This is a genomic window from Corallococcus macrosporus DSM 14697, from assembly GCF_002305895.1.
GTDB lineage: Bacteria > Myxococcota > Myxococcia > Myxococcales > Myxococcaceae > Myxococcus > Myxococcus macrosporus.
Window position 1 is genome coordinate 5,652,485 of the sequence record NZ_CP022203.1, and the last position, 24,755, is coordinate 5,677,239.

Annotated in this window: 15 protein-coding genes; 8 read left to right on the forward strand and 7 right to left on the reverse strand. The window is 70.2% G+C overall.

The genetic code is table 11. The annotated features are described in order from the left end of the window. Positions 1 to 73: 73 nt before the first annotated feature. Both MYMAC_RS22585 and MYMAC_RS22590 read left to right on the forward strand, forming a co-directional pair. Entirely contained in the window at positions 74 to 670 is a 597-nt protein-coding gene (locus MYMAC_RS22585) for a DUF4142 domain-containing protein (protein ID WP_239988958.1), read from the forward strand. Positions 671 to 820: 150 nt separating this feature from the next. Further along, positions 821 to 2,578, forward strand: a complete 1,758-nt coding sequence (locus MYMAC_RS22590; protein WP_095959601.1) for a hypothetical protein — start codon at positions 821 to 823, stop codon at positions 2,576 to 2,578. Between the two features lie 84 nt (positions 2,579 to 2,662). On the opposite strand, the gene MYMAC_RS22595 is transcribed toward MYMAC_RS22590, so the two are convergent. Continuing rightward, positions 2,663 to 5,401, reverse strand: coding sequence for a bifunctional acetate--CoA ligase family protein/GNAT family N-acetyltransferase (locus tag MYMAC_RS22595; protein WP_013941157.1), 2,739 nt, complete (start codon positions 5,399 to 5,401; stop codon positions 2,663 to 2,665). 305 nt (positions 5,402 to 5,706) lie between these two features. Here MYMAC_RS22595 and MYMAC_RS22600 point away from each other — a divergent pair, with 305 nt between their 5' ends. The 5 genes from MYMAC_RS22600 (at position 5,707) to MYMAC_RS22620 (ending at position 10,470) form a co-directional block, all read left to right on the forward strand. Further along, positions 5,707 to 6,327, forward strand: coding sequence for a DUF2378 family protein (locus MYMAC_RS22600; RefSeq protein ID WP_013941158.1), 621 nt, complete (start codon positions 5,707 to 5,709; stop codon positions 6,325 to 6,327). Between the two features lie 193 nt (positions 6,328 to 6,520). After that, positions 6,521 to 7,315, forward strand: coding sequence for a DUF3014 domain-containing protein (locus tag MYMAC_RS22605; RefSeq protein ID WP_239988959.1), 795 nt, complete (start codon positions 6,521 to 6,523; stop codon positions 7,313 to 7,315). Between the two features lie 301 nt (positions 7,316 to 7,616). Continuing rightward, the gene (locus tag MYMAC_RS22610; protein ID WP_095959603.1) at positions 7,617 to 8,990 is read left to right on the forward strand and encodes a sigma-54-dependent transcriptional regulator; all 1,374 of its coding nucleotides are present in this window, start codon (positions 7,617 to 7,619) and stop codon (positions 8,988 to 8,990) included. A gap of 88 nt (positions 8,991 to 9,078) precedes the next feature. Next, the gene (locus MYMAC_RS22615) at positions 9,079 to 9,621 is read left to right on the forward strand and encodes an OmpA family protein (protein WP_095959604.1); all 543 of its coding nucleotides are present in this window, start codon (positions 9,079 to 9,081) and stop codon (positions 9,619 to 9,621) included. 99 nt (positions 9,622 to 9,720) lie between these two features. Continuing rightward, a complete protein-coding gene (locus MYMAC_RS22620; protein WP_095959605.1) occupies positions 9,721 to 10,470 on the forward strand; it encodes a type IV toxin-antitoxin system AbiEi family antitoxin domain-containing protein in 750 nt (249 codons plus the stop codon). Positions 10,471 to 11,013: 543 nt separating this feature from the next. On the opposite strand, the gene MYMAC_RS22625 is transcribed toward MYMAC_RS22620, so the two are convergent. From MYMAC_RS22625 to tgt, 3 genes are read right to left on the reverse strand one after another with little or no spacing between them, the layout of a single operon-like run. Continuing rightward, complete coding sequence (locus MYMAC_RS22625) at positions 11,014 to 11,880, reverse strand: alpha/beta fold hydrolase (protein WP_095959606.1); 867 nt, start codon at positions 11,878 to 11,880, stop codon at positions 11,014 to 11,016. Positions 11,881 to 11,936: 56 nt separating this feature from the next. Continuing rightward, a complete protein-coding gene (locus MYMAC_RS22630) occupies positions 11,937 to 12,788 on the reverse strand; it encodes a tRNA (5-methylaminomethyl-2-thiouridine)(34)-methyltransferase MnmD (protein WP_095959607.1) in 852 nt (283 codons plus the stop codon). Then, entirely contained in the window at positions 12,785 to 13,954 is a 1,170-nt protein-coding gene (gene tgt / locus MYMAC_RS22635) for a tRNA guanosine(34) transglycosylase Tgt (RefSeq protein ID WP_095959608.1), read from the reverse strand. Before tgt ends, MYMAC_RS22630 begins: the two co-directional genes overlap by 4 nt. 289 nt (positions 13,955 to 14,243) lie before the next feature. On the opposite strand from tgt, the gene MYMAC_RS22640 reads away from it, so the two are divergent. Beyond that, entirely contained in the window at positions 14,244 to 15,842 is a 1,599-nt protein-coding gene (locus MYMAC_RS22640) for an ABC-F family ATP-binding cassette domain-containing protein (protein ID WP_013941166.1), read from the forward strand. 98 nt (positions 15,843 to 15,940) lie between these two features. On the opposite strand, the gene MYMAC_RS22645 is transcribed toward MYMAC_RS22640, so the two are convergent. The 3 genes from MYMAC_RS22645 to MYMAC_RS22655 form a co-directional block, all read right to left on the reverse strand. Beyond that, positions 15,941 to 19,960, reverse strand: a complete 4,020-nt coding sequence (locus tag MYMAC_RS22645) for a chitobiase/beta-hexosaminidase C-terminal domain-containing protein (protein ID WP_170114760.1) — start codon at positions 19,958 to 19,960, stop codon at positions 15,941 to 15,943. A gap of 335 nt (positions 19,961 to 20,295) precedes the next feature. Beyond that, positions 20,296 to 23,325, reverse strand: a complete 3,030-nt coding sequence (locus MYMAC_RS22650; protein ID WP_204816895.1) for a chitobiase/beta-hexosaminidase C-terminal domain-containing protein — start codon at positions 23,323 to 23,325, stop codon at positions 20,296 to 20,298. Positions 23,326 to 23,614: 289 nt separating this feature from the next. Beyond that, on the reverse strand, positions 23,615 to 24,697 hold the full coding sequence (locus MYMAC_RS22655) for a YihY/virulence factor BrkB family protein (protein ID WP_013941169.1): 1,083 nt from the start codon (positions 24,695 to 24,697) through the stop codon (positions 23,615 to 23,617). Positions 24,698 to 24,755 lie beyond the last annotated feature (58 nt).

Below are 24,755 nucleotides of genomic sequence, written 5' to 3' on the forward strand. Positions count from 1 at the left end.
CTTCCCGCCCATGGCGGTGTGCTTTTCAACTGCCCAACCTTCATCTGAACATCAGATGAGGGGGACGACAGTCATGCGAATCACACGTGCGGTGTTGGGTGCTGCGTTGATGGGGACGGCCGTGATGTTCGCCGGCTGCGGTGAGAGCAGCGCCAGTGAGAACCCGGCGGGCCCGCAAGAGGCGGCCGCGGGCCAGGCCGTGACGCTCACCGACGGCCAGATTCTGGGAGTGCTCCTGGTGGCCAACGCGGGGGAGGTGATGCTGAGCCAGGTGGGCCAGGCGCAGGCCACCGACCCGACGGCGCGCGACTTCAACGCGCGCATGGTCACCATGCACACGGAGGTGATTCAGCGCCTGGAGGAGGTGGCCATGGCCCAGGGCATGGCGCCCGCGGAGAGCCCCGTGTCGCAGCACCTCCAGGAGACGGCGAAGCGGACCGTCGACCTGCTGAACGGCACGCCGCAGGGGGCCATGTTCGACCTGTCGGTGATGGATGCGCAGGTCGCCGCCCATTCCGGCACCGCCCTGCTGGGTGACTCGCTGCTCGCGCCGCAAGTCCAGAACCCGGCGCTCAGGGAAGAGCTGATGGCCGTCCGCAAGACGGTCCAGGGCCACCTGCAGGAGGCCGCGAACATCCAGACCACGCTCTGGAACGCGCAGAGTCCGTAGCCACGGCGCGGCTCCGTCCGCCCGGGCCACTGGAGCCCGGGCGTGACGGCGCGCCGCGGCCTCCCGGGCCCGTACCTGCCCTTCCGTGCAGTTGCAGCGTGCGCGGCCGACGCCAGCTTCCGGCCTCCCCTGCAAAGCGAGGAGAGCGGCATGCGGCTGAGGACGTGGTGGTGCACCTTCGTGACCTGGAGCCTGGTGGGATGTGGCGTGCAGGAGGAGACCGCCGGTTCCGGGCCACCCCTGGAAGCGGAGGAGTCCCTCTCGCGGGCGTGCGGCCCGGCCCAGGTGAATGAGGTGACCACGCTGCTGCCGCCGGACCGGCAGTGGCAGTCTCCGGTGAGCTTGGAGCCACGTCCGGAGTCCCTCACCGAGGTCCAGGGCACCCTCTATTTCAGGGTGGAGGAGCACGCTGGCGACGCCACGTTGTGGAAGAGCGACGGCACCGCGGCGGGCACCGTGGCGCTGGCGAGGCTCCCCGCTCCGGGCGGCGCCGCTCCCGAGCAGCGGCTGACCCACTTCACGCCAGTGGGCGCGAAGTTGTTCCTCCAGGTCTTCCAACCGGAGACAGGCCGGGAGCTCTGGGCGAGCGACGGCTCTCCTTCGGGGACCCGGCTGCTGGGTGACCTCACGCCGGGCAGCGACGGCTCGACGCTGTCGGACCTCGGCGCGCTGAATGGCGCCCTGTCCTTCTTCCGCCATGCGCCAGGGGGCATCGAGCTGTGGCGCTCCGACGGAACGCCCTCGGGCACCGACCGGCTCTTGCGCGTCGCCGCCGCCACCGCGCTCACCCCGGGACAGACGCTCCGGAGCGCAGCCGAGCTGCGCCTGTTCTTCCTTCACGAGGACTCGGCGAAGCGCCTGCGACTGTGGCGCACGGATGGGACGGCGCGGGGCACCCGGCCGGTGCAGGCCTTCGCCGCGGACGCCTCGGTCGAACACGCGCATGAGCAGGGTGGCGCCATGCTGTTCTTCGTCCGCGAGCCAGCGGCGGGCCGCTTCCGCCTGTGGCGCACGGACGGCACGCTGACGGGCACCACGCCGCTGCGCGAGCTCGGCGCGGGCGCGTCCATCGCCCATGGCCTGCTGCTGAACGACGAGCGCTTCTTCCTCGTCCACGAGCCCGGCCAGAAGGGGCTGCGCCTGTGGGGCACGGATGGGACGACGCAGGGCACCCGCCTCGTGACGCACCTGGAGGGCACGGGTGGAAGCCACATCGCGGGCCACCACCTTCAGGACGGCACGGCGCTCCTCCGGGTCGTCGTGCCGGGCGCTGGCACGGAAATCTGGAGGACGGACGGCACCCGGGAAGGGACCCGGCGCGTGGGCGCGATTGATGCCTCCGCCACGGTGCTGGGCTTCACGGGCACGGCGGCCGTCTGGCTCCAGCGCCATGCCCATGCGCCACGCCTGGAGGTATGGCGGATGGACCTGGCGACAGGCCTCCACGAGCGGCTGGCCGCCCTCACCAACCCCCATGAAGGGCTGGAAGGCGCCTTCCCCTCCATTCAGCGAGTCGCCCAGGCGGGCGGCAGGTTCTACGTGACGCAATCCATCTACGCGCCCTGGGGGCCCGCCATCATCGACGTGAGGCTGTGGGTGACCGATGGCACCGTGGAAGGTACCCGGGAGCTCTCCACCGAGCTCAGCATGTCGACCGACCATCACTCGGCCCTCTTCGACACCGGCACCGGCCAGTTGATGTTCGACACCCGCAGCGGCCTCTCCATCACGGATGGCACGGTCGAAGGCACTGTCCCGCTGACGTCGTCATCGCCGAACGCCCCCAGCTTCCCGGGGCCGTTCCTGCGCCTGGGCGACACCGTCTACTTCAGCGCCCTGGCGGGCAATCCCGGCTTCACGCTGTGGAGCTACCCGGTTGGGAGCACCTGCGGGCGCGCTGCGCGGTAGGGCTCCCCGCGGGCCTTCGTGATGCGCGCGCCGGGGACTGGTGAACGGCCGTCACCAGACCCCGGCCCGGGCGGCGCGCGCGAGTCAGAGCACCTTCACGGCCTTCACCATGTCCGGCGCCAGCTCCTCGTGCTGGAGGATGGAGAAGCCCAGCTTCCGGCTGATGGACTGCATGGCGCGGTTCCCCGCGAGGATGTCCGCGACGATGCGCGCCATCCCCCAGTCCCGGCCGATGTCCACCAGCCGCGTCAGCATCTCCGCGCCCAGGCCCTGCCGCTGCACCGGGTCGCTGATGAGGATGGCGAACTCCGCGTCCTTCGTCCCGCGAAGCCGCGTGAGCCGGCCCACGCCGAGCAGCTCGCCGTCCTTGCGCTCGGCCACCAGCGCCAGCTCCCGCGCGTAGTCGTTGAAGCAGATGCGCGCCAGCCGCGCGTGCGCCACCCGCGCGCTGAGCTGCATCAGCCCCGCGTAGCGCAGGAACACCGTCTGCTCCGACAGCGTGCGGTGGAACTCCGCCATCCTCGGCTCGTCCTCCGGGCGGATGGGCCGCAGCAGGACTTCCTCGCCGCTGCGCAGCCGGAAGGGCGCCATGTACTGCTGGGGGTACGGCTCGATGGCCAGCTTCGGCAGCTCCGCCTCCGTCACCGAGGCCGGGTGCAGCACCACGCGCGCGTCCAACGCGAGCAGGCGCTCGGGCGAGGCCAGCAGCGGGTTGATGTCCACCTCCTTCACGAAGCGCTGCTCCACCACCAGTTGGCTGAAGTGCACCAGGAGCTGCTCCAGCGCCTCCAGGTCCACCGGCGGGCGGCCCCGCACGCCCTTCAGCGCCTCGTAGATGCGCGTCTGCTCCATCAGCCGCCGCGCCAGCGTCGTGTTCAGCGGCGGCAGCCCCAGCGCCCTGTCCCGGAACACCTCCACCAGCGTCCCGCCCGAGCCGAAGAGCAGCACCGGCCCGAACTGCGCGTCCACGCTGCTGCCGACGATGAGCTCGTACCCGTCCAGCCGCGCCATGGGCTGCACGGTGACGCCGTCGAACGCGCGCCCCTGCCCCAGCGCCTCCAGCCGCGCCCGGATGTCGCGGAAGGCGTCGCGCACCGCGTCCGCGTCCGGGAGGTCCAGCCGGACGCCGCCCACGTCCGACTTGTGCGTCACCGTGAGCGAGTGCAGCTTCACCACCACCGGGTAGCCCAGGGCCGCCGCCTCCGCCACCGCGGCGTCCTCCGTCACCGCCAGCCGCGTCTCCACCGTGGGGATGCCGTACGCGGCGAGCAGCTTCTTGGACTCGAACTCCGTCAGCAACGTCCGGCCCGCCGCGCGCGCCGCGTCCACCCACCGGCGCGCGTCGTCGCGGGCCAGGCCCACGTCCCCCGCCAGCGCGGGCGTTTCGTACAGCCCGGCCAGGTTGTACGTGTAGCTCCACATGTAATTGAAGATGCGCGCCGCCGTGTCCGGATAGCCGAAGGTGGGGATGCCCGCGTCGTTCAGGATGCGCTCCCCCGCCGCGACCTCCGAGCCCCCCATCCAGCTCGCCAGCACCGGCTTGCCGTGCAGCTTCGCGTAGGGCTTGAGGCGGTCCGCCGTCTGGGTGGGCTCCGTCATGTCCTGCGGCGTGAGGATGACCAACAACCCGTCACTGCCTTCATCCCGGCCGGTGACCTCCAGCGCCTTGGCGAAGCGCTCCGGGTCCGCGTCGCCCAGGATGTCCACCGGGTTGGCGTGGCTCCACTGCGGCGGGAGGAAGGCGTCCAGCGCCTGGCGCGTGGAGGCGCTGAGCGTGGCCAGCTCCCCGCCGCCCGACACCAGCGCGTCCGTGGCCAGCACGCCGGGGCCGCCCGCGTTGGTCAGCACCGTGAGGCGCCGGCCCGCCGGGCGCGGCTGGCGGGCCAGCGTCTCCGCCATGTAGAAGAGGTCCGCGATGGAGTCCACGCGCAGCACGCCGGAGCGGCGGAAGGCGGCGCTGAGCACCTCGTCGCTGCCCGTGAGCGAGCCGGTGTGGGACGCCGCGGCCCGCGCGGCCTGCGCCGTGCGCCCTGCCTTGATGACGATGATGGGCTTGGTGAGCGCCACCTCGCGCGCGGCGGAGAGGAAGGCCCGCGCGTCGCCGATGGACTCCATGTACAGCAGGATGGAGCGCGTCATCGGGTCGTCCGCCAGGAAGTCGATGACGTCCCCCCAGCCCACGTCCAGCATGGAGCCCACCGACACGAAGGCGCTGAAGCCCACCGCCTCGCGCAGGCTCCAGTCCAGGATGGCCGTGAGCAGCGCGCCGCTCTGGCTGATGAAGGCCACGTTGCCCGGCCGGGCCATGGCACCGGCGAACGTCGCGTTGAAGCCGCTGGGCGGGCGCATCACCCCCAGGCAGTTGGGGCCGATGACGCGCACCTGCGCCGCCTGGGCGACGCGGAGGATGTCCTGCTCCAGCCGCTCCCCCTCCGCCCCACTCTCCTTGAAGCCCGCGGAGAGGATGATGGCGCCCCGGATGCCCAGCGCCGCGCACTCCTGGATGACGCCGGGCACCGCCCGCGCGGGCGTCACGATGACGGCCAGGTCCACCCGCTCCGGCAGGGCGCTCAGCGACGGCCACGCCTTGATGCCCAGCACGTTGGGCCGCTTCGGGTTGATGGGGTAGACGGTGCCGCCGAAGGGGTTGCTGATGAGGTTCCACAGGACGGTGCGCCCCACGCTGCCAGGCCGCTCCGTGGCGCCCACCACCGCCACGCTGCGCGGCGCGAAGAGCACGTCCAGCGGCAGCCGGGTCCGCTGCTGGTGGAGCACGTCGTAGGACGGGTCCGTCTTCGAGGAGCCAGGGGCGCGCGTGTCCATGGCCTTCGTCTTTGCGGCCGGCCCCGCCAGGGCGCAATGGCCCTCCCGGGCCTGCCTCCGAGCCGACAGCCCCGACGTCGGCCGCCCCCCCTCCCCTGGCGCCGGCCAGATGGGCTAGAACAGGATTCACTGGACTCCATGCCTTGAGGGGGCAGGAGGTGCGCCCAGTGCATGCCACCGACATGTCACACCGACAGCCAGTGCGTGACGCAGGCCATTCTGACGCTCGTGGACAGTTTCACTGAACGAACTTTCACCAGTAGGCAAGCATCCCACGGCCCGCTCGGTGTATACGGGGCGCCTCTATGACTCCTTCCGAGAAGCTTGTTTTCACCCAGACCGTCGAGGCGCTCTTCGTGCGCGCCCTCGAGAACCGCCTCACCCCGGCGTGCCGCGAGCACCTGCGCCGGGCCGGGCTGGAGCTCGACCAGAAGCTGGAGCGGGCCTACACCCTGGAGCAGTGGAAGGAGTTCCTCCGCATCGCCGCGGGTCACGTCTACGGCGGCGTCCCCGCCGAGGCGGCCTACTACTCGCTGGGCGAGCGGTTCATGGACGCGTACTTCGGAACCTTCTTCGGCCGGGCCCTGCTGGGCGTGGTCCGGCTGGCCGGTCCGCGGCGGATGCTGCTGCGCGCGGGCATGGGCTTTCGCGCCGGCAACAACTTCAGTGTGGTCGAAATCGTCGAGCGGGGCCCCACTTCGGTGGAGCTGCGGATGAACGACGTGCTGGCGGACCTGCCCACCTTCGCCGCGGGCCTGCTGGCGCGCGCGGTGGAGCTGTGCGGTGGGTGGCGCGTCGTGAGCCTCCCCGAGGAGTTCGACGGCACCGCGGCCACCTTCCACATCCGCTGGTCGGAGGCCCCCGCCGAGGCGGCGCTCACGGCCTCGGGTGACGACCCGTCCGGCGCGTCCCGGCCCCGGGCGTAGCCGCGGCCCTCGCGCGCCGTGGCGCTTCGCCATGGGGCGCCCCGCAGCGCGCCACGCTCGCGGGGCAGGCGAGCGTGGCCCAAGGGCCACAGGGCGGCCCCCGCTCCAGAGGGAGACGCGCCGCGTCCTGGCGCCGCGTCGCCCCTGGCATCGCGGCTGCAATCCCATGCGGCATCCCTCGGAGGATGGACGCATGAGCAACCCTGACGTGGTGACGAAGCCCCAGCGCCGGATGCACTGGGGTGTGGGCGTGGCGGCGCTGGTGGTGCTGGTCGCGGGCGTGGGCGCCTGGCTGGTGCCGCGGCGGCCGGCGACGGCGCTCCCGCAGCCGGGCATGGCGGTGATTCCCAAGCCGTCCCACCCCGGGCTGGCGCCGCGCGCGGAGCCGGCCCTGCCCTCCTCCGCGGAGCTGGACGCGCTGCTCCGGACGAAGCTCGCGCTGGCGTCTCCCCTGCCCGAGTTCGCCGCGTGGCTGCGGGAGCAGGACCTGCTGCGCCGCGTCGTCGCCGTGGTGGGCAACGTGGCCGCCGGTGACAGTCCCCGCGAGGTGGTCGGCTTCCTCGCCCCGGCCGGCACCTTCGAGGCGCGCCGCAAGGCCGGCAAGCTCGTCATCGGGAAGAAGAGCTACGCGCGCTACGACGTCATCGGCAAGGTGGTGGGCTCGCTCGACGTGGGCGTGCTGGTGTCCACCTACCGCGACGTGCGTCACCTGGCCGAGCGCCTCCACCAGGAGTCCGCCCGCCCCGGCAGCACCTTCGACGCCACGCTGCACCTCGCCTTCGAGCAGGTGCTCGCCGTGCCCGTCATCGACGGCGACGTGGAGGTGGTCCCCCGGGGCGAGCTGTTCGTCTACGCCGACCCGAACCTGGAGGGGCTGACGGCCGCGCAGAAGCACCTGCTGCGCATGGGGCCACAGAACCTGCGCCGCATCCAGGCCAAGGTGCGCGAGGCGTCCCAGCAGCTCACCCAGCAGGCGTCCCGCCGCTGAGCGGCGCCTCCCCCCGCCGTCCCGCCTCCGCCGGCGCGCGTCACCCGCGCCGGCCCTGGCAGGATGCAACGGCGGCCATGCAGATTGCGGCGGTCCGCCATGACGCAGCGCCCTCCTTCAGAGGGAGACGTCGAGGGCACGGGCGTTGCTACCGCGCAGGTCTCCTCCGGGACGACGCGCCGACAGCCGGCGTGGAGGCCCGGCGGACACCGGGGCCCCCGCGCTCGGTGAAGCCACCGTTTCCCGGGTTCATGCGCCTGCCTGCCCCGCCAGTCCGCGGCGCCCGCCGGCGAGGAGCGACATGTCGTCTAGAGCCAGGGTCCTCGTCGTCGACGACCACGTCGAGATGGGGCAGATGTTGAAGGAACCGCTGACGGATGACGGCTACAAGGTCGATATCGCCACCGGCGGCGCGGACGCCATCGCGCAGCTCCGGCTGCGTGTCTACGACGCGGTGCTGTGTGACTTGCGCATGCAGGACGTGGATGGCTTCGACGTGCTGGACGCCGCGCGCAAGCTCGACCCGGAGCTGCCCGTGGTGATGATGACGGCCTTCGGCGGCGTGGAGAGCGCCGTGGAAGCCATGAAGCGCGGCGCGTTCCACTACTTCACCAAGCCCTTCCGGCTGGACGAGGTGCGCCTGTCCCTGGAGCGCGCGCTGGAGCAGCGCCGCCTGCGCACCGAGCACCGCGCGCTCAAGCAGCAGGCCGCGGACCGCGGGGGCCTGGGCGCCCTGGTGGGCGGCAGCGCCGCGATGAGAGCGCTCTACGCGCTGATTGAGCGGGTGGCCTGGTCCGGCGCCCCGGTGCTGGTGCGCGGCGAGTCCGGCAGCGGCAAGGAGCTGGTCGCCCGGGCCCTGCACTTCGAGGGCACCCGGCGCGCGGGCCCCTTCGTGGCCGTCAACTGCACCGCGCTGCCGCACGCGCTGCTGGAGAGCGAGCTGTTCGGCCACGTCAAAGGGGCCTTCACCGGGGCCACCACGGCGCGGCGCGGCCTCTTCGTGGAGGCGGACGGCGGCACGCTGTTCCTGGATGAGATTGGGGACATGGCCCCCGAGCTCCAGGCCCGGCTGCTCCGGGTGCTGGAGGACGGCGAGGTGCGGGCGGTCGGCGCGGATGGCTCGCGCACGGTGGACGTGCGGGTGGTGGCCGCGACCCATCAGGACTTGGAGGCGCGCGTCAAGGAAGGCCGCTTCCGCGCGGACGTCTTCTACCGGCTCAACGTCGTCACGCTGCGGCTGCCGCCCCTGCGCGAGCGCCGCGAGGACATCCCCGCGCTCGTCGAGCACTTCCTCCAGCAGGCCAAGGCACGCAACCCGCGCTCCGTGGTGCAGCGCTTCTCCCCGGAGACGCTGGCCGCGCTGGGCGCCCTGACCTGGGCGGGCAACGTGCGCGAGCTGGAGAACCTGGTGCAGCGGCTCGTGGTGCTCGGCTCCACCGAGGTGGTGGACCTGCCCCAGTTGCGTCCGCACCTGCCGTCGGACACGGGCCTGGAGAGCCACCCGCTGGCCGCGGCGCAGCGCGCCATCATCCCGCTGCGGCAGTTGGAGACGGAGTACATCGCCTGGGCCGTGGCTCGGTGCGGGGGCAACAAGACGAAGGCGGCCGAGCTGCTCGGCATCGACGTCTCCACCATCCACCGCCGCGAACGCGCGGAAGGCAATCCGCAACGCTGACCTGGGCACGCTGCAACGGTGGCTGTGCCACGGCTCCGGTGTCTCAGAGAGGCGGGCGCGCGGCACAGGCCTTGAAATGACAGGAGGCATGAACCGAACCCTCCTGTCTCTTCTCGCCGCGGTCAGTCTGGTTGGTTGCGCCTCCAAGCAGAAGACGCCCTCCGTGACGGACGAGGCGCCGAACGCGCACCGGAGCCCCACCGCCACGGCGGCCACGCCCACCCGCAACACCGATGAGGACGAAGAAGCGGCCCGCGGGGCCATGGGCTCGCTGGCGGCGGACCCGGTGTACTTCGAGCTCGACTCGGCCACGCTGCGGCCCGAGTCCCGCGAGCTGCTCGCGCAGCTCGCCACGGGCCTGCGGGAGCGGCCGCTGACGCGGGTGACGGTGTCGGGCCACACCTGCGAGCTGGGCACCACGGAGTACAACATCGCGCTGGGCCACCGCCGCGCGGCCGTGGTGCGCGACTACCTGCGCGACCTGGGCGTGGAGTCGTCGCAGCTCTCCATCGTCTCCTTTGGCGAGGAGCGGCCGTTGTCTGAATCCCACTCCGAGGAGTCCTTCCGCCAGAACCGCCGCGCGGAGTTCACCTTCTCGTCGCCCGAGCAGGCCACGCGCGGTGCGCTTTAGCCGCCCGCCGGACTCCTGTCGGGCCTCCCCGGTACGCTGATGCCGGAATGCGCTCCGGGAACGCCGGGCGTTGGGGAGGGATGGGGAATGGGAAGCAGGATGAGTCGGAGGCCTGGCTACAAGAGCCGGCCTTCCGTGGCCACGCTGGTGGAATCCTTGGGGCTGCTGCGGTCACGAGACCTGGAGGCCCATGGCGCTCCACGCAGCCAGCTCAACCTGATGTGCAAGGTCGGCATGCTGAGCGAAGTCGCCCCCGGCGTCTGGGCGCGCTCGAACGCGATGGTGACAGCGGCGGCGATTGCCGCGAAGCGCGTCCCCCGAGGCGTGCTCTGCCTCAAGTCCGCGCTGTGGGTCCATGGAATGCTGCCTGAAGCCCCCGCCGAGGTCTGGATGGCCATTGGCGAACACGCACGCAAGCCTCAATGGAGCGAGCCGCCGCTCCGCGTGGTCCGCTTCTCCGGGCGTGCTCAGTCCGAAGGCATCGAGCAACGGAAGCTCTGGGGCATGCCCATTACCGTCTACGGCGTCGCGAAGACAGTCGCCGACCTCTTCAAGTACCGCAACAAGCTGGGCTTCCCCATCGCCGTACGCGCGATTCACGACGCCCTCCTCTCCGGGCGCACCACGGCGGACGAGGTCCGCCGCTTCGCGGAGACCTGCCGCGTCACCCGGAGCGTCAGCCCCTACCTCGACGTCCTCGAAGCCCGGCGAGGCCATGACATCCTGCGTGCGAGGCAGGCCTTTCTCGCGCGCGAGGACGCACGAAAGCGGCGCCTCGAAGCGCCCGCCCTCCATCAGGTCGCCGGCGATCCGGATAGTGAATGGCCATTGTTCGGACATGGCTGGTGAGCGGCAACAGCCGTGAATGGCCCCAGGGAGCATCGAAGCCAGCGTGGTGGGTGCCCGGACCCGGGCGCCCTCGGAGCCCTTCCATTCCCGGAGGGGCCAGTGAGACAGAACGGTGAGTGCCCAAGCCATGGACGCCGCCGAAGCCGCTCCATCACCCGGAGGGGCCAGTGCGACAGAATGGTGAGTGCCCAAAAGCCATGGACGCCGCCGAAGCCGCTCCATCCCCCGGAGGGGCCAGTGCGACAGAATGGTGAGTGCCCGAGCCATGGACGCCCCAATGCCACCATCCCGAAGGAGGAACCGGTCATGGAGCGCTGTGGGTTCCCGAGCTCTGCCTCCGACGCCCCTCCTTCACCCGGAGGGGTACCGGTCGCGTACACGGAGCTCGCTGTTTGGAAATGTCGGGGGTTTTGGCGCCGCAAAAGTCCCGACATTTCCGAACAGCGACCTCTCAAGGTCGCTCCGGAGGGGGCTCGTCAGCCCACGACAGGCCGATGTGGGTCGACAGCATCCGCTGGGTGCCGGTGCCTGAATCGCGGAGGTTCACCGGACGGCCAGCGCCGCGGCGCGGGCCGACTCCAGCCCGTCCAGGAACGCGAGGATGCGCTGCGCGCTGCGCTCCGGCTGCTCCAGCGGGAAGAGGTGTCCCGCACCCGCGAGCTCCTCCGCCTGGCTCTCGGACAGCGTGTGGTGGGCTCGCGCCAGCGCGTCGGCGGTCAAGGTGTCGGAGTCGCCGCCGCGAATCACCAGGGACGGGACGCTCACCGTGCCCAGCTCGCGCCAGACATCCCGGGGAGAGGTCTCGAAGACGCGCGCCTCCCAGGCCTTGGGGATGGTCAACCGGAAGCCGCCGCCCGGGGCCTCGGTGAGGCCATGGGTGAGGTAGTCCTGGAAGCACTCCGGGTCGAAGCGCGCGAACAGCGGCTTCTTGCCGTAGCTCCGCGCGGCCTCTTCACGAGCGCCCCATGACTCGCGCCGTCGCCGAGCCAGGCTCGCCGGGGGCACCCGGCTCCGCAGCCCGAGCAGCGTCAGGGCACGCAGCGCCAGGGCCCGCGCCCCCGTGAACAACACCGGGTCCAACGCCACGACGGCGCGAAAGAGCGCGGGCGCCTTCGCGGAGGCGAGCAAGGTCGCCACGCCGCCCATGCTGTGGCCCACGCCCACGATGCCTTGCACGCCCTGGGCACGCAGGGCGTGAATCAGGTCGTCCGCCATGTCATCCCAGGTGCGCAGCTCCCGAGGGTCGGAGCCCGGCACGAGGCACCGCGTGCGCAGCGTGAAGACGTGGTAGCGCGGCGTCAGGTGCTCGATGAGCTTCCGGTAGCACCCCGGCGGAAAGCCGTTGGCGTGAGCCAGGTGCAGCACCGGACCGGTGCCGCCCCAGTCCTCCATCTGAAGGGCGTCGCGCATGCCCCGCCGATTACCCCGGACCGGGCCGGATGTCTTCCGTCACGCGCCCTGGCCCGTCACCGCCACTGCGGGTGCGCCAGCACGCGCGACTCGACCTCGGGCGTGAGCTGCCCGCCATGCGGCGCCCGGGACGACGAGCGCTTCCACCGCTCCAGCCACCGCTCACCGAGCGGGGCCTCCAGCGACTCGCGCCGGGTGGCGCCCACCGTCGTCTCACCCTTCGTCCCCGTGGACACCCCCGCGCCGACGTAGAACCCGGCCAGCAGCAACGTCACCCGCGTGGGCGTGGCCGCGCTGTACGTGAGCAGCAGGGTCCCCTCCCCGTCCTCGCGGCAGTGCCGGCGCACCCGGGCCAGCACCGCCTCGGTCCACATGTCCGGGTTGGACGCCGGAGAGAACGGGTCGAAGTAGACGAGGTCCGCCACGGGCAGCGCGCCGTCCAGGTACGGCACGGCGTCCCCCAGCAGCAGCCGCCAGCGGATGCCCTCCGCCTCCCACACCCCGTCGCGCATCAGCGTCTCCGCCGCGTCGCGGAAGGGTTGGAGGAAGGGGAAGCCATCCGCGTCCGCCAGCGCCAGCCGAAGTGGCGCCAGGTCCACCTCGAAGCTGACCACCTCCAGCCCCCGGCGCTGCTCCGAGCCCAGGCTCCGGGCGCAGGTGAGCGCGGCCACCGCGTTGGTGGCGGCGCCCAGGCCCACGTCATGAATCACCAGCGGAGGGCCCGGCTGCCGCAGCCGGTCCGCCAGCCGCGCCTGCTCCACATAGAGGCGCAGCGCCTCCTGCCAAGGCCCCACGGAGGGGTGCATCACCTCGCCGTGCCCCAGGTGCCGCACGGCGCGCGCGCCGTTACGCAGGGTGATGAGCTCGAAGTCCCCGTCGCGCGGATTGGACCCGGGCGCGCTGCTCACCCGACCTCCTTCAGCGTCACCTCGCGCGCGTTGGCCTCGTCCTTCAAGTCCTTGGGCGTGGCGATGGCGGCCTTCAGCTCCCGGTACACCTGCGCGTAAGTCCCAGTCAGGATGCCGTCGCGGATGCGGCCCATCAGCTTCTGGTAGTGCCGGACGTTGTGCACCGACAGGAAGCGCGAGCCCAGGTGGTGCTTGCCGCGCATCAGGTGCTGCAGGTAGCCGCGCGTGTAGCGCTTGCACACGTAGCAGTCACACGCCGCGTCCAGCGGCTCGTCGGACAGGCGGAACACGCTGCGGGAGACGCGGACGAGCCCGCTGAACGTGTACGCGTAGCCCTGCTGCGCCATCTTGGTGGGGATGATGCAGTCGAACATATCCACGCCGCGCAGCACGGCCTCCACCAGGTCCGTGGGCGTGCCCACGCCCATCAGGTAGCGGGGCTTGTCCTGCGGCAGCGACGCGGTGGTGCGCAACGTCATGGACTCGCGCTCCACCTTCGTCTCGCCCACGGCCAGGCCGCCGATGGCGAAGCCGTCGAAGGGCAGCTTCGTCAGGAACGCCGCGCTCTCGTCGCGCAGGTTCGGGAAGACGCCGCCCTGGACGATGCCGAACATCGCCTGCCCGGTGTCCCGCGCGGCCTTGGCCTCCAGGCTGCGCACCGCCCAGCGGTGGGTGCGCTCCATGGCCTCGCGGGTGCCCGCCTCGTCCGTGCGCGAGTCGATGCACACGTCCAGCACCATCATGATTTCCGAGTTGATGGCCTGCTGCATGGCGATGCTCGACTCGGGGCTGAGGAGCTGCCGGCTGTTGTCGTAGAAGCTGCGGAAGTGGGCGCCCTTCTCCGTGATGAGCCGGTCCTCCGGCAGGGAGAAGATCTGAAAACCGCCCGAGTCCGTGAGCACGCCCCCGTCCCACTGCATGAAGGGGTGGATGCCACCAAAGCGCTTGAAGACCTCGGCGCCCGGCCGGAGCATCAGGTGGTAGGTGTTGGCCAGCAGGATGCTGGCGCCCGTCTCCTTCACCTCCTCCATGGCCAGGTGCCGGAAGCCCGCGTGGGTGGCCACCGGCATGAACATGGGGGTTTTGAAGGAACCCCGGCGTGTGTGCAGGATGCCTGCACGCGCGCCCGTGGGGTCGGTGGTGAGGAGCTCGAAACGAACGGCCATGGGCCGGCCCTTATACCCGCCACGCCCGGCAGGCACCGCATCCATCTGCCCCGCCCGCTCCCCTCCTGGACAGCCGTACAGGCATCCCGGGCATTCCGTCCAAGGCGGAACGCCGCCGGGCGCCGGGCATCTGACGCCTTCCACCGCCGCTCCGGGGCTCGAAGCCAGCACCGGGGCGGCATTCTCCGGCCCTCCCGGCGGTTACAGGGAGTCCTCGCGGTCACCTGTCGAACGCGAAACGCCTCACCGCTTTGGCCCACCGCACCATTTCCGCTACAACGCCGCCGCCATGTTCAACGTCATCAACGTCTCCAAGGCCTACGGGCCCAAGAAGCTCTTCGAGGACGTCAACGTCACGTTCTCCCCGGGCCGTCGCTACGGCCTGACCGGTCCGAACGGGGCCGGAAAGTCCACGTTCATGAAGATCCTCGCCGGGGACGAGGAAGCGGACATGGGCAACATCGTCCGGCCCCGCAAGCTGGGCATCCTCCGTCAGGACCACTTCCGCTACGAGGACAACCGCGTCCTGGACGTGGTGCTCATGGGCAACGCGCCCCTCTGGGCGGCCATGTCAGAGAAGAACGACCTGCTGGCCAAGTCGGACATCACCGAGGAGGACGGCAACCGGCTGGGCGAGCTGGAGGGCGTCATCGCCGAGGAGGATGGCTACTCGGCGGAGAGCGACGCGTCCACGCTGCTGGCGGGCCTGGGCATCGACCAGTCCTTCCACGAAGAGCCGATGAAGCAGCTCACCGGCGGCCTCAAGCTCCGCGTGCTGCTCGCGCAGGCGCTCTTCGGCAAGCCGGAAGGGCTGCTGCTCGACGAGCCCACGAACAACCTGGACATCGACTCCATCCGCTGGCTGGAGAGCTTCCTCCACGAGTACGAGGGCGTGCTCATCACCATCAGCCACGACCGGCACTTCCTCAACGCCATCTGCACGCACATCGCGGACATCGACTACGAGACCATCATCCACTACCCCGGTGGATATGACGACATGGTCCGGCAGAAGGCGCAGGTGCGCAGCCGCGTCGAGTCCGAGACGGCGGAGAAGAAGAAGAAGATCGCCCAGCTCCAGGACTTCGTCGCCCGCTTCCACGCCGGCACGCGCGCCTCGCAGGTGCAGAGCCGCATCAAGCAGATCGACAAGCTGAAGTCGGACGACCTCAAGCGCTCCAACATCGCGCGGCCGTTCATCCGCTTCGACCAGAAGGTGGTCAGCGGAAGGCAGACGCTGATGATTGAAGGCATCCACAAGTCCTTCGACGGGCAGGAGGTCATCAAGCCCTTCAACGCCCTGGTCTGCAAGGGCGAGAAGGTCTGCGTCATCGGCCGCAACGGCGTGGGCAAGTCCACGCTGGTGAAGATGATCGCCGGCCAGTTGGAGCCGGACGGCGGGAAGATTGGCTGGGGCCACCAGGCCTCCGTGGGCTACCTGCCACAGGACCACCACGGCGTCGTGCGCAAGGGCACCACCTGCTTCGGCTGGCTGCGCGACCTGCACGACAAGCTCACCAACGAGGAGATCTCCGGCGTGCTGGGCCGGATGCTCTTCTCCGGCGAGGAGCGGATGAAGAACACCGACACCCTCTCCGGTGGTGAGACGGTGCGGCTGCTCCTCTCCAAGCTGATGATCATGCAGGACAACGTGCTGGTGCTCGACGAGCCCACCAACCACCTGGACCTGGAATCCATCGCCGCGCTGGCGGAGGGCCTCCAGAAGTACGAGGGCACCGTCATCGTCGTCACGCACGACCAGGAGCTCATCTCCGAGGTGGCCACCCGCATCTGGTCGCTCCAGGCGGGCCAGGAGGTGCTCGACTTCAACGGGCCCTACTCCGAGTTCGTGGAGAAGCACTCCGACGTCGCCGCGCGCCGCCGGTAGGCGGCTGGCGGCACGCTGAGACACGAATCGCCGCCCGCCCTGGGGGAAACGCTCCCGGGACGAGGCGGCGATTGTCGTTTCACCACGTCGGGAGCGCGCTAGGGATTGGGAACGCCGACGGAGCCCTCGCCAACACCCCACTCCGCCTTCGAGTCGGCTCCGGGCGTGGCGCTCCGGTGCACCGACCTGTTCCGGCCCTGCGCGGTGAAGATCCACGACCAGTTGACGGAGACATCTTCAGCGCTGGGCACCGAGCGATAGGTACAGGGCCCACCGGCACAGTCCGCGGGTCGCCAGTGGCCTTCCGCCTGGAGCGCCTGGAGTTGCGGAAGGAAGGGCGCGTTCTCCGTCCCAGGACTGACGACCGCGAGCGCGTCCAGGGTCTCTCCATGGACATCCATGAGGCGGAAGGTCCGGCTGCCACTGCCAAGGCTCAAGTCCTGGCCGTGGAAGTCCCAGGCGGTGTCGAAGTTCCAGGCGTACGTGGTCCGTGGATATTGACTCTTGCTCACCGTCTCCGAGGCAGGTGCATCCGCGCCCGGCCTGGTCCGGTCCGGTCGCAGGTGGATGACAATGACATCCCCGGTGGCGACGTCCACGTCCGGGAGCGTCGCCAGTGGCCTGCTGAACGCGTCCGACTCCACCAGCGTGATGCCGCGGGTGGTTCCTGCCGAGACGACGGACAACTCCACCAACTCCCGGCCTTCGTAGACATTGGGAACGACCTCCGACAGGCGCAGGACGGCACTTCGGAAGTACCCCGTGAATGAGGCCGTATCCGCATTCGGATCCACGCCCGTGCCGAGCTCATCGCGGACCGAAGGGTCCACCCTCACCTGATACGTGGCGCGAGACTGCTGCTCCGTGGTTTGCAGCAGGACCTCCCTGCCCCCCAGCGGCGTCGCCGACAGGACCGACAACCCAGGGACTTGGAACTGGCGGCCATCTCCCAGAACCGTCGACGCGTCGACGCGCCGGTCGAAGCGCACCAGGACGGAGTCCAGGCTCCGCCCCTGAGCCGACAGGACGCGAGGCGCCGGGCACGAATGAACCGTCAACTGCTCTCGGGTCCACGCGGAGGGGTGGATGATGGGCCAGCGGTCCGACGGACCTTCGAAGCTCCAAAGCGGTGAGGTAACCGTCACACGGCACCCGACAGACAGGTCCAGGACCTCATGCAGGGGCTCGACCAGCCGGAGGCGGAGGCGTTGCGCCAGGGACGAATCGGCGGGCACGCCCTCCGTCGCCAACGGCGCCTGGACGTGACTGAGGCCAGCGCTCACGAAGGTGCTCGAGCCGCTGGAGCCAATCGTCCCGGTGATGGAGAGATACCGCGACAGGAATGGGAAGCTGTCGGAGACCACGTTGAGCGAGCTCGCATCCAGGACGAGGTCGTCCACGGAGTGTCCCGAACTCAGGACCTCATAGCGAGAGACGCGGAAGGCCGGCTTGCCGTCCAGGTAGAACTTCGCGGAGATGGTGACATCGACACGGTCCCCCGCCCTCGGCACAGGCGACAGGCTGCCAGGCTCCGCCACCACGAAGATCGCGGGTCCCGCCTGTTCCGCCTGCAGGAAGAAACCCGCGGGGTCGCGAGAAGGGTCGCCGACCTGCGCCTTGGCATACGAGATGCGCGCCCCTTCGACACGCAGGCTCAGGGCACCAGAGGGCGCATAGAGCACCGCTTGAAGCTGCGCTGAGGTTTCCTCATCGGTTATCGGCAGCGTGTAGACCTCCTGTCTCGGAGATTCCAGATTGCCGGCATGGTCCACGGAGAAGAAGCGAAGCGTCGTGGACTTGAGCAAGGAGATGGGGCCTTCGTAGAGCGGCGAGTCCAGATAAGGCGTGGAGCCGTCCACCGTGTAGCGCGTCTCCCGACAGCCAGCGCCCGCGTCGCCGCAGGCCAATGTCACGGTGATGGGGGCGGCATACACACCTCCGGCGGGTGTGACTGTCGTGACCGGGGCCACCGAATCCACGGTGTACCGCGCGCTCTTCGAAGGCTCGGCATTGCCCACCGCATCCACGGAGAGGAAGCGCAGCGTGGCACCATCGGACATGAGCAACGGGCTCGAATAGCGAGCGCTCGCGGTCGTCGGCTCGCTGCCGTCGAGCGTGTAGAACGTCGCCGCACAGCCGCTGCCTCCCGCGTCGTCTGAGCACGACAGCGTCACCCTGGGCGCGGACTGGTAGGCGCCACCCGGTGGGCTTGCCGTCGTCACGGGCGGCGTCACATCCAGCGAGATGGCGTACACCTCCGACACGGCCGCGCTGGCGTTCCCCGCTGCGTCCAGCGCCATGAATCGCAGTTGCGTGTCCGCAGACAAGGACAGCGGCGACACGTAGCGAGGTGACTGAGCGTCCGGAGCGCGACCGTCCGTCGTGTAGTGGATGGCCACGCAGCCAGACGCCTCATCCACGCACGTCAGCGCCACCGTCTGGACCGTGTGAAACGTCCCGCCCCGGGGACTGGCGGCGGCGACAGGCGCCGTCCTGTCAATGACGTAGGTCTGCGACTTCCCAGACTCGACGTTGCCCACCGCATCCACGGAGAAGAAGCGCAGCGTACTGGAGCCGGAGATGGGGACAGGCCCCGTGTAGCGGGCGCTGGCCGTGGTCGGGGGACTGCCATCGAGCGTGAAGTACGTCGCCGAGCACCCACTGCCGCCCAGGTCATCCTCACACGCCAGCGTCACCGTCTGCTCGCTTCTGTAAGCACCTCCCGAGGGTGAGGCCACTGTTTCGGGCGCCGTGACATCCATGGTGATGACGTACGTCTCCTCCCCCACCGGGCTCGCATTCCCCGCGCCGTCCAGGGCCATGAAGCGCAGCGGCGTATCCGAAGAGAGGACGAGCGGCGCGGCGTAGCGGGGTGAGTGGCTCCCGGGTGTGCTGCCATCCACCGTGTAGTGAATGGCGGAACATCCCGTCCCGACATCCGAGCACGACAGCGTCACGGTCTGCGCGAGATGGAACCTGCCACCTCGAGGCCGGGCCTCCACCGCGGGCGCCACCGTGTCGATGACATAAGCCTCCGCTCTCTCAGGCTCAGCGTTGCCCACCGCATCGACAGAGAAGAAGCGCAGCGTGCTGTCGGCGGCCACCCGCACCGGCGAAACGTATCGCGTAGAAGCGGTGCTCGGCGCGGAGCCATCCAACGTGTAGTAGGTGGCGGAACAGCCCGCCCCGCTCCCGTCTTCACACGCCAATGCCACGGCCTGCGCGCTGCCGTAGGTCCCGCCGGGAGGACTGGCCACGGTGGTGGGCGCGGCCGAGTCCACCACATATCGCTCCGTCACCACCGGGCCCTCGTTGCCCAGCGCATCCACGGAGAAGAAGCGCAACTCCGTGGTGACGGATACCTCGATGGGGCCGCCGTAGCGCTGAGCAGCACGCGTCGGAGCCTCCCCCTCTGTGGTGAAGTACGTGGCATCACAGCCCGCGCCGGTGCCATCGTCGCAGCTCAAGGTCACCGGGACAGGCTCGCGGAAGAGGCCTCCTCCTGGCGTCGCAGCGGAGACAGGTCCCGCCCCATCCCAGATGTACTCCTCGACGGTCTCCTCCGACAGGTGGCCCACCTGGTCCACCGCGATGAAGCGCAGGCGGGTGGTGGCCGTCAACACCAAGGGTTCCTGATAGGCCGGTGAGGACGGGGAGGGAGCGGAACCATCCGTGGTGTAATGAATGGCGGCACAGCCAGAGCCCTCGCCGTCATCACACGTCAGCATGACGGTACGACGACCGGAGAACAGGCCCCCCAGCGGAGAAGCCGCGACGGTGGGACGTGCGGTGTCCACGACAAAGCGCGCCTCGCGCGCCGGCTCGACGTTGCCGGAGGGGTCCACGGAAAAGTAGCGCAACGTGGTGGACGTGGCGATGGACAGGGGCGACGTGTACCGAGCGGAGTCCTGCGTCGGCACGCTCCCGTCCAACGTGTAGTGCGTCGCCGAGCAACCCTGGCCACCACCACCATCATCACAGGCCAGCGTCACCACCACGGCGGTGGCGAAATCCCCTCCCGCGGGCGTGGCCTGCGTCGTGGGCGGCGTGCGGTCCACGGCGGGTGGAGGCCGCGGCTGAGGCTCACCACTGCCACCACAAGCCAGGACAAGCTGCACGGGGATCGCCAGCGCGGCGCCACGCAGCGGCCAAGGACATTTCAAAGGCATGACAACTCCAGGGCACAAGGCATCCGCCCTGCGCCATGAGGAAAGGGGGTCTGAAGGCGTGCGTCGCGAATCGAAGTCGAGGCCCGGCCCCGCCCCAATCACAAGCACTTCCACCCTACTGGCTCGGCATGCGTGTCAGTAGACACAGCCACGCAGACGCGCCAGCAGCACAGTTGCGGCGGAGCCCGGGCAAGAACGCCCCCTGAAAGGCGAATCGCCGCCCGCCCCGGGGAAGCCCTCCCGGGACGCGGCGGCGATGGCCAGGTCACCCTGCCCTGACGGCGCTACGGGTTCGGAACGCCGAACGTCGAACCGCCGAAGGTCCAGTCCTCCCACGTGTTCGAATCCGCGGTGCCCACGCGCTGCACGGAGTAGGCGCGCCCCTGGCTGACGAAGGCCTGAGACCAATCCACGGAGACGTCCCAGGCGCTCGGGAAGGTGGCATACGTGCACAACGCGCCGTTGCAGCTCGCGGGCAGCCACTGCCCTTCGGCCTGCAGTGCCTGAAGCAGCGCGGGATAGCCGGCGAACGTATTGCCCGACACCGTCACGGCCAGGCCGTCCTGGGTGACGTCGAAGCCATCCCGGATGCGCAGGGTCCGGTTGCCGGTCCCCACGCCGAGGGTGGTGCCATGGAAGTCCCAGGCGGTGTCGTAGTTCCAGAAGTAGGAGGCGGCGGGGTACTGCGACTTGCTCAGCGTCTCCGAGGCCGGGGCATCCGCGCCCGGCGTGACACGATCCGGGTTGAGGTGGATGACAATGATGTCCCCCAAGGCCACCTGCACGTCCGGCAGCGTCGCCAGGATGGTATTTCCATCCAGGAGCGTGGCCCCCATGACGGTGCCGCTCTCCAGGACGACCAGCTCCACCACGTCCCGCCCCTGGGCCACGTTGGGCGCCACTTCGGACAGACGCAGCCGAGCCGGTTGCTGGTAGCCAGGGAAGGACGTCGAGCCCCCCTCGGACTCGACGCCGACGCCCCGCATGTCCCGCACCGAGCTCGCCACCGTCACCGTGTACTGCTGACGCGGCGTCTGGTTGCCGGTGCGGATCCAGACCTCATGCGCATTCAGCGCCAGCGCCTCCGAGACGCTCAGGCCCGGAATGGAGAACTGGCTGCCATCGGGCAGCACGGAGCCCGCGTCGATGGCGCGGCTGAAGCGGATGATGACCGAGTTGCGGCTGTAGGCCTGCGCCTCCGTCACGCGAGGCGCCGGGCAGGAATGCACGGTGGCCTGTCCCTGCTCCCAGACGGAGGGCTGGATGGTGTGGGCCGACTGCGTTGCGTTCAAGAAGACCCAGAGCGGAGACACCACGGTCAGCGAACAGCCTGCCGACAGCGCCAGGGTGTCGTGAAGCGGCTCCACCATGCGCAGCCGCAAGACAGCCGCCCCCGAGGAGCCCGCTGGAACGCCTGCCGTCGTGAACGGCGCCTGGACGTGGCCAAGGCCAGCGACGGAGAAGCCCGCGCCGCCGATGGTGCCGGTGATGGAGATGTATTCGGACTCATGGTCGGGCGGCGTGCCGGTGGTGATGTCCACGTCGCTCACCTGCTGGACCAGGTCCGACAGCGAGTGGCCGGTGCTGAGCACGTTGTACGCGGAGAGGCGGACCCGCATCTGGCCATTCACGACGAACTTCTCGCTGACGGTGACACGCACCCGGGCGCCCGCCTGGGGCGCGGGTGAGAGCGTGCCGGCGTCCATCGCCACGAAGAGCGCTGGCCCGGTCTGCGCGGCCTGGAGGAAGAAGCCCGCCGCGTCATTCACGGCGCTCCCCACGGCCGCCTTGACGTAGGTGATGCGCGCGCCGTTGATGACCAGGCTCACCGGGCCTGTCGGGGCATCCCGCACGGCCTGGATCTGCTCCGAGGCAAGCTGGTCCAGGTTCGGCAGCACGTAGACCTCCTGCCTCGCCTGTTCCACGTTCCCCGCATGGTCCACCGAGGCGAAGCGCAGCGTCGTGCTGGTGGAGATGGAGAAGGGCGCCGCGTACACCGGCGAGCCCTCCTGCGGCGCCGAGCCGTCCAGGGTGTAGCGCGTCTCCTGGCACCCCGAGCCCGAGTCGCTGCACGCCAGCGTCACCGTGACGGCGTCCGAATACGACCCTCCCGCGGGTGAGGCCGTCGTCACCGGGGCCGCCGTGTCCAGGGTGTACTGCTCGGACTTCGCCGGCTCGGCGTTGCCCGCGACGTCCACGGAGAAGAAGCGCAGCGTGGCGCTGGCGGAGATGGTGATGGCCGCCGTGTAGCGGAGACTGGACGTGGTGGGAGTGGTGCCATCCAGCGTGTAGTACGTGGCCGCGCAGCCGCTGCCCCCGGCGTTGTCCGTGCAAGCCAGCACCACCGACTGCGCGCTCCGGTAGCTGCCGCCCGCGGGCGAGGCCATCGTCGTGGGCGCGGAGTGGTCCTCCATGGATGTCTCTCGCGTGTACTGCTCCGACACCACGTCCGAGACGTTGCCCGCCCAGTCCACCGCGATGAAGCGCACGCGGGTGGTGGCCGTCAGCACCAGGGTCTCCTGGTAGACGGGCGACTCCAGCGAGGGAATGGCATCGTTGGTGGTGTAGTGGATGGCCGCGCAGCCACTGCCCTCGCCGTCATCGCACGTCAGCGTCACGGTACGCGTTCCGGTGAAGGTGCCGCCTCGCGGCGACGCGGCCACCTGGGGCGCCTCCGTGTCCACGACATAACGCTCCTGCCGCACCGCCTCGATGTTGCCCACCCGGTCCACGGAGAAGAAGCGCAGCGTGGTGGACGTGTCGATGGACAGGGGCGCCGTGTAGCGCGCCGAGGCCTGCGTGGGGACGCTGCCATCCAGCGTGTAGTGCGTGGCCGCGCAGCCGCTGCCCTCGCCGTCGTCACACGTCAGCGCCACGCTCCGGGGGCTGCTGAACGAGCCGCTCGCGAGGCTTGCCACCGTGTTGGGCGGCTGCGTGTCCGCCGCGCCCACCAGCGTGTACGTCACCGCGCCCGGGGCCTCCGCGTTCCCCGCCGCGTCCAACGAATAGAAGCGCACCGTGGTGGTGCTGCCCAAGGTGAAGGGCTCGCGGTACCGCGGGGAGCCCGTGCCGGGGGTGGTGCCATCCAGCGTGTAGTGCGTGGCCGCGCAGCCGCTGCCCCCGCCGTCATCGCAGGCCAGCGTCACCACCACGGAGGTCGTGAAGTCCCCGCCCTCGGGTGTGGCGCGCGTCGTGGGCGGCGTGAGGTCGGTTGCGGGCGGCGGCTTTGGCTCACCGCCGCCACATGCGAGGACGAGTTGAGCTGTGAGCAGCACCACGCCGTGGCGCAGTGATTGGTGGGGTGTGAGGGACATCGGGACTCCAGGGCACACGTCGGCCGTGCACCGGGGCAATCAGGGGTGCGGGGGAATGTTCGAGGGGGACTGCCAGCGGACGACGACAGCCCTTGTCGTCCAACCAACATGGCGCGCACGCTCGCACTGGGCGGAGGTGCTCCGCAAGTCCCCGTCCCCGCCCGTCACACTGGACTGAAGTCCCAGGTCAAGACCACCCCACTATCACACGCGAACGCCCCGCCCCACCCGCGCGCGCTGGCACAGGTGGGAGCGGGGCGTGTCTGCCCATCCTTCAAGGTGAGGCGGGCTACCGGGGCGCCGACCTGCGCAGCAGGAACAATCCCAGCCCCAGGCCCGCGGCCCACTTGAAGGCCGCCGCGAGCGGCGTGTCCCGCAGCCTGGGCGGCCCGGGCGGCGGCTGCCCATCCAGCGGCCGTCCCGTCACCGGGTCCACCGTGGGGCGGAAGCCAGAGGCCCCCGGGAGGGCCGCGCCGCCTTCTTCCAGCTCCGTCTTGGTGGCCGTCACCGCCTTGCCCTGCTCCGGCAGCTTCTGGCCCGGCGCCTTCCCGTCCGGGGAGCGGTGCTCGAGGATGGCGTTGATTTCGGCGCCCAGCAGGATGACCTGCGCGGAGATCCACATCCAGAGCAGCATGACGATGACACCGCCGATGGCGCCGTAGTTGACGTCGTAGCTGCCGAAGTTGGCCACGTACTGGGAGAAGCCCCACGACGCCAGCACCCAGATGAGCACGCCCACCACCGAGCCCGGGGTGATGAAGCGGAACCGCTGCTCCACGTCCGGCAGCACGTAGTACAGCACCGCCCACAGGAACATCATCATCAGGCCCGCGACCGGGAGCCGCAGCCACATGAGCACGGTGCCCAGGGCGCCGGGGAGCTTGCCGGCGACGACGGGCGTGACGACGACCGCGAACGCCGCGACGATGGCCACCACCGCGCCGCCCAGCGTCACCAGCAGCGCGGTGCCGCGCAGTTTCCAGAGGGGCCGCGACTCCGTCACCCCATAGACCTTGTTGAGCGCGGTCATCAGCGCCACCACGCCCGCCGAAGCCGCCCAGACGGCGCCGACACCACCCACCGTCAGCAGCCCCACCGGCCGGCTGTTCGCCAGCGCCTCGATGCGCTCGCTCAGGATGGACGTCACTTCCTTGGGCGCCACCCGGGCCAGCTCCTGGATGAGCACCTGCGCCTGGGCGGGCTCGATGAGCAGGCCGGCCAGCGACACCAGGAAGAGCAGGAACGGGAACAGCGCCAGGATCACCCGGAAGGTCAGCGCGCCCGCGACATCGCCCACCTCGTCGCGCGTCCACTCGTCCTTCAGCGCCACGAAGAACGTCTTCCAGCTCATTCCCTTGCCAGGGAGCACCATTCCGCCTCCTCGGAGGTATTGCGACCGGGGGAACGATGCGCACTCCCCACACCCCAGG

Coding starts and splice junctions, on each gene's coding strand:
- MYMAC_RS22610 (WP_095959603.1), top strand. CDS start 7,617: ATGTCGTCTAGAGCCAGGGTCCTCGTCGTCGACGACCACGTCGAGATG.
- MYMAC_RS22585 (WP_239988958.1), top strand. CDS start 74: ATGCGAATCACACGTGCGGTGTTGGGTGCTGCGTTGATGGGGACGGCC.
- MYMAC_RS22590 (WP_095959601.1), top strand. CDS start 821: ATGCGGCTGAGGACGTGGTGGTGCACCTTCGTGACCTGGAGCCTGGTG.
- MYMAC_RS22650 (WP_204816895.1), bottom strand. CDS start 23,325: ATGTCCCTCACACCCCACCAATCACTGCGCCACGGCGTGGTGCTGCTC.
- tgt (WP_095959608.1), bottom strand. CDS start 13,954: ATGGCCGTTCGTTTCGAGCTCCTCACCACCGACCCCACGGGCGCGCGT.
- MYMAC_RS22615 (WP_095959604.1), top strand. CDS start 9,079: ATGAACCGAACCCTCCTGTCTCTTCTCGCCGCGGTCAGTCTGGTTGGT.
- MYMAC_RS22640 (WP_013941166.1), top strand. CDS start 14,244: ATGTTCAACGTCATCAACGTCTCCAAGGCCTACGGGCCCAAGAAGCTC.
- MYMAC_RS22605 (WP_239988959.1), top strand. CDS start 6,521: ATGAGCAACCCTGACGTGGTGACGAAGCCCCAGCGCCGGATGCACTGG.
- MYMAC_RS22655 (WP_013941169.1), bottom strand. CDS start 24,697: ATGGTGCTCCCTGGCAAGGGAATGAGCTGGAAGACGTTCTTCGTGGCG.
- MYMAC_RS22625 (WP_095959606.1), bottom strand. CDS start 11,880: ATGCGCGACGCCCTTCAGATGGAGGACTGGGGCGGCACCGGTCCGGTG.
- MYMAC_RS22595 (WP_013941157.1), bottom strand. CDS start 5,401: ATGGACACGCGCGCCCCTGGCTCCTCGAAGACGGACCCGTCCTACGAC.
- MYMAC_RS22600 (WP_013941158.1), top strand. CDS start 5,707: ATGACTCCTTCCGAGAAGCTTGTTTTCACCCAGACCGTCGAGGCGCTC.
- MYMAC_RS22620 (WP_095959605.1), top strand. CDS start 9,721: ATGAGTCGGAGGCCTGGCTACAAGAGCCGGCCTTCCGTGGCCACGCTG.